A 587-nucleotide genomic window follows, 5' to 3' on the forward strand; every position below is an offset into this window, starting at 1 on the left:
TTTCCCGTCATATCAAATCCTTCTTTTCTTTTCATTGCATCGAAGTAGAGCGCTACAAGAAAATCTGTACATCCCAATGAACCTCCCGGATGTCCCGACTGGCAGGCGTGAACCATTCTTACAATATCTCTGCGAACCTGTGAAGCAATATTTTTTAATTTTTGAATGTCGTGCATATTTTTACTGCATTTTTTGTGAATCTTTAATAAACTGCTCCAGACCGGAATCCGTTAAAGGATGCTTTAGCAATGACAAAATCGGAGGCAAAGGACAGGTTACCACATCAGCACCGATCTTTGCACAGTTAATGATATGCATCGCGTGGCGGACAGAAGCTGCCAAAATTTCAGTTTCAAAACCATAATTGTCGAAAATGGTTCTGATTTCCTGAATTAAATTAAGACCATCGGAGGAAACATCATCCAGTCTTCCTAAGAATGGAGAAACATAAGTTGCTCCTGCTTTTGCCGCTAAAAGTGCCTGTCCTGATGAGAAAATTAAGGTACAATTAGTTCTGATTCCTTTTTGGGAAAAATATTTGATCGCCTTGATTCCGTCTTTAATAATAGGAACTTTTACTACAATAT

Annotated in this window: 1 protein-coding gene and 1 pseudogene; both read right to left on the bottom strand. The window is 38.7% G+C overall.

Going from position 1 to position 587, the window contains the following annotated elements; all coding sequences use genetic code 11:
• Positions 1 to 176: pseudogene (locus WFK35_RS23000) on the bottom strand (transketolase); the annotation flags it as partial.
• A gap of 4 nt (positions 177 to 180) precedes the next feature.
• A partial coding sequence (locus WFK35_RS23005) for a transaldolase family protein (RefSeq protein ID WP_336734981.1) occupies positions 181 to 587 on the bottom strand: 407 nt, incomplete at its 5' end.

Origin of the sequence: Chryseobacterium sp. VD8 (assembly GCF_037149975.1) — a bacterium.
Lineage (GTDB): Bacteria > Bacteroidota > Bacteroidia > Flavobacteriales > Weeksellaceae > Chryseobacterium > Chryseobacterium indicum.